The sequence below is a fragment of the Streptomyces sp. OfavH-34-F genome, from assembly GCF_022347745.1.
Taxonomy (GTDB): Bacteria; Actinomycetota; Actinomycetes; order Streptomycetales; family Streptomycetaceae; genus Streptomyces.
Map to the genome: position 1 here is coordinate 1 of NZ_JAKRGC010000544.1, position 2,315 is coordinate 2,315.

The 2,315-nt window shown below is 73.1% G+C and carries 4 protein-coding genes; 1 reads left to right on the top strand and 3 read right to left on the bottom strand.

Annotated features, from left to right (window positions below; genetic code table 11):
• Positions 1 to 554, bottom strand: a 554-nt coding sequence (locus MHW47_RS34635) for a YdeI family protein (RefSeq protein ID WP_239227797.1), incomplete at its 3' end; no start/stop codon positions are given.
• Between the two features lie 177 nt (positions 555 to 731).
• Here MHW47_RS34635 and MHW47_RS34640 point away from each other — a divergent pair.
• Entirely contained in the window at positions 732 to 1,094 is a 363-nt protein-coding gene (locus tag MHW47_RS34640) for a helix-turn-helix transcriptional regulator (RefSeq protein ID WP_239227798.1), read from the top strand.
• Positions 1,095 to 1,227: 133 nt separating this feature from the next.
• Here the strand turns inward: MHW47_RS34640 and MHW47_RS34645 are convergent, their stop codons facing one another.
• On the bottom strand, positions 1,228 to 1,407 hold the full coding sequence (locus MHW47_RS34645; RefSeq protein WP_239227799.1) for a hypothetical protein: 180 nt from the start codon (positions 1,405 to 1,407) through the stop codon (positions 1,228 to 1,230).
• A 70-nt stretch (positions 1,408 to 1,477) separates the two neighbouring features.
• Positions 1,478 to 2,179 carry an HAD family hydrolase gene (locus tag MHW47_RS34650; protein ID WP_239227800.1) on the bottom strand — a complete coding sequence of 234 codons (702 nt, stop codon included), beginning with the start codon at positions 2,177 to 2,179 and terminating at the stop codon, positions 1,478 to 1,480.
• Positions 2,180 to 2,315 lie beyond the last annotated feature (136 nt).

The window sequence follows — 2,315 nt, forward strand, 5'->3', positions numbered from 1 at the left end:
GCCACCGCCCGGCCCAGCCGCGCCGCCCTGACCTCCGGCGACGGGGCCGTCATCAGCCGCAGGAGCACCAGATAGCGGTCGGACCTGCCGAGCCCCGCGTAGAAGCGGCCCGCCGCCTCGTCCGCCGCCAGCGCCTCGGCGAGGTCGGCGGGCACGGCGGCCCGGCTCTGCGACGGGTACGCCGCCTGCCACCGCCCGTCCGCGCGGGCGGCCTCGATCTCGGCGAGACCGGGGGCGCGCATCCGCCCGTCCGCGATGAGCGCCTCCGCCTTCTCCACATTGACCAGCGACCAGACGCTGCGCGGCCGGCGGGGGGTGATGCGCTGGAGGTAGTACACCTCGTCGCAGGACTTGCGCTGCCCGGTGATCCAGCCGTAGCAGAGCAGCGCGTCGGTGTACTCGTCGACGGTCACGGAGGGCACCCCGGAGTTCCGCTTGGCGATCCTCATCCAGACCCCCGCGCTGTCGGCGTGGTGCTCGGCCAGCCAGTCCTCCAGGCACGCGGCGCTCGTGAAGGTCTCGGTGGTGTCCCGGATGTCGGCCGTGCTGGTCATGGCTGCGCCTCCCGTTCGGGGCCGGCTCCCGTCCGCCCGGCCACAGCCCCACGCTAGCCAGCCAACAGGACAGTTTCTGACCTATAGGCCGCCCGGTCCGCCCCCGCCACGGCGCCGAACTACGACGAATCTCGTAGTATGGGGGTTCCGGACGGAGCGACGATGCGGAGAGCCACCGTGACCCCTGCCACCACCACCGAACCGGCGGCGGGCGCGCGCACCCTGCCCCACCCGGCCCGCGAGGACATCCGGATCGAGACCGTCCTGCACGCCCTCGCGGACCCGGTGCGGCTGAGCGTCGTCCGCGAACTGGCCGCCGCCGAGGATGAGCTGACCTGCTCCTGTTTCGACCTTCCGGTCACCAAGTCCACCACCACGCACCACTTCCGGGTGCTGCGTGAGAGCGGCATCGTCCGGCAGACCTACCGGGGCACCGCCAAGATGAACGGGCTGCGCCGGGACGACCTCGACGCGCTCTTCCCCGGACTGCTGGACCGCGTGCTGGAAGCGGTGGACCGCCAGGCGGCCCGTCTGGGGTGAGCGCCTGCCCGGCGCCCCCGTTCCGCCCGGCCCGGTACTTCATTGACCGATCAGCCGCGACGGGACATGCTGTACCCCCGCCCGGACCGGTTCCGGCGACGCAGGGGATCGCCGGAGCCGGGACGCGCCGCGCTCAGGCGGCCGGCCGGTCGCTCCCCCCGGTGGCGGCGGCCCACTCGACGAGCAGCCGCTGGTACTGCTCCTCGTCCTCCGGGGACAGGTGACCGCCCGAGCGCCGCCACAGGTCGCGAATGTCTTCATTCACCACAGCTGCGGGGCGTACGGAATCGGACGGGCACGGAGTCGGGGACATGCCTACAAGGCTAAGGCCACGATGTGACAATCCGACCCATTGTGCGTCAGGGACATCTCTCACATGTGTCTCAAGCAACCTTCTCGGCCAGTCCTAGCTCCCGCAGCCCGTCCGGCCGTTCCTCCACCGGCAGATGGCGTACGAAACGGACCTCGCAGCCCAGCGCGGCGGCCCCGCCGTCCGCGTGCCGGTCGTCGCCGACCATCACCACATCCGCCGGGTCCTGTCCCAGAAGTGTGCAGGCCGTGCGGAAGAGGCGTGCGTCCGGCTTCTGCACGCCGTGCTCGAAGGAGAGGACGTACGCGTCCACGTACGCGTCCAGCCCGTGCGCCCGGAACACGGGCCGCAGGTCCCAGCCGATGTTGCTGACGACCCCGATCCGCACCCCGGCCTCCCGCAGTCCCGCCAGCACCTCCGCCGCGTCCGGGTAGGGCCGCCAGGCGTCCGGGCTCAGATGGCGGTCGTACAGCGCGTCGTACAGTCCGGGATCGGGCAGCGCGACCTGGCGGGCCAGACCGGTGTACACCGCGCGGTGCCGCTCCGCGCTCTCGTCGCGGTGCTCCCAGCCCTCGGCCAGGTCACCGGGCATCCGCTGCGGGTTGGGCCCGCCCGGCAGCGCGCCGAACGCCTCCAGCTCCGCCGCGTACCGCTCGAACCCGGCCTCGTCCACGCTCACTCCCCGCTCGGCGAGGGTCGCGGCGAGCCAGGACCGCACGGATTCGATCCGGAACAGCGTCCCGGAGAAGTCGAAGAGGGCACCCTTGATCGGCATGGCACCGATCCTCGCCGACCCCCACACGGCGGGCAAGGGCGCCCGCCCCGCCTGCCCGACTCTGCCCCGGACCGCCGCCCCGGACCGACCGCCGCCCGGACCGCCGCCCTGGGCGCCGCCGACCCGGACGACACGC

What these genes read in the sequence shown, in the direction of transcription:
- MHW47_RS34645 (WP_239227799.1), bottom strand. Translation starts at nt 1,407, where the DNA reads ATGTCCCCGACTCCGTGCCCGTCCGATTCCGTACGCCCCGCAGCTGTG.
- MHW47_RS34650 (WP_239227800.1), bottom strand. Translation starts at nt 2,179, where the DNA reads ATGCCGATCAAGGGTGCCCTCTTCGACTTCTCCGGGACGCTGTTCCGG.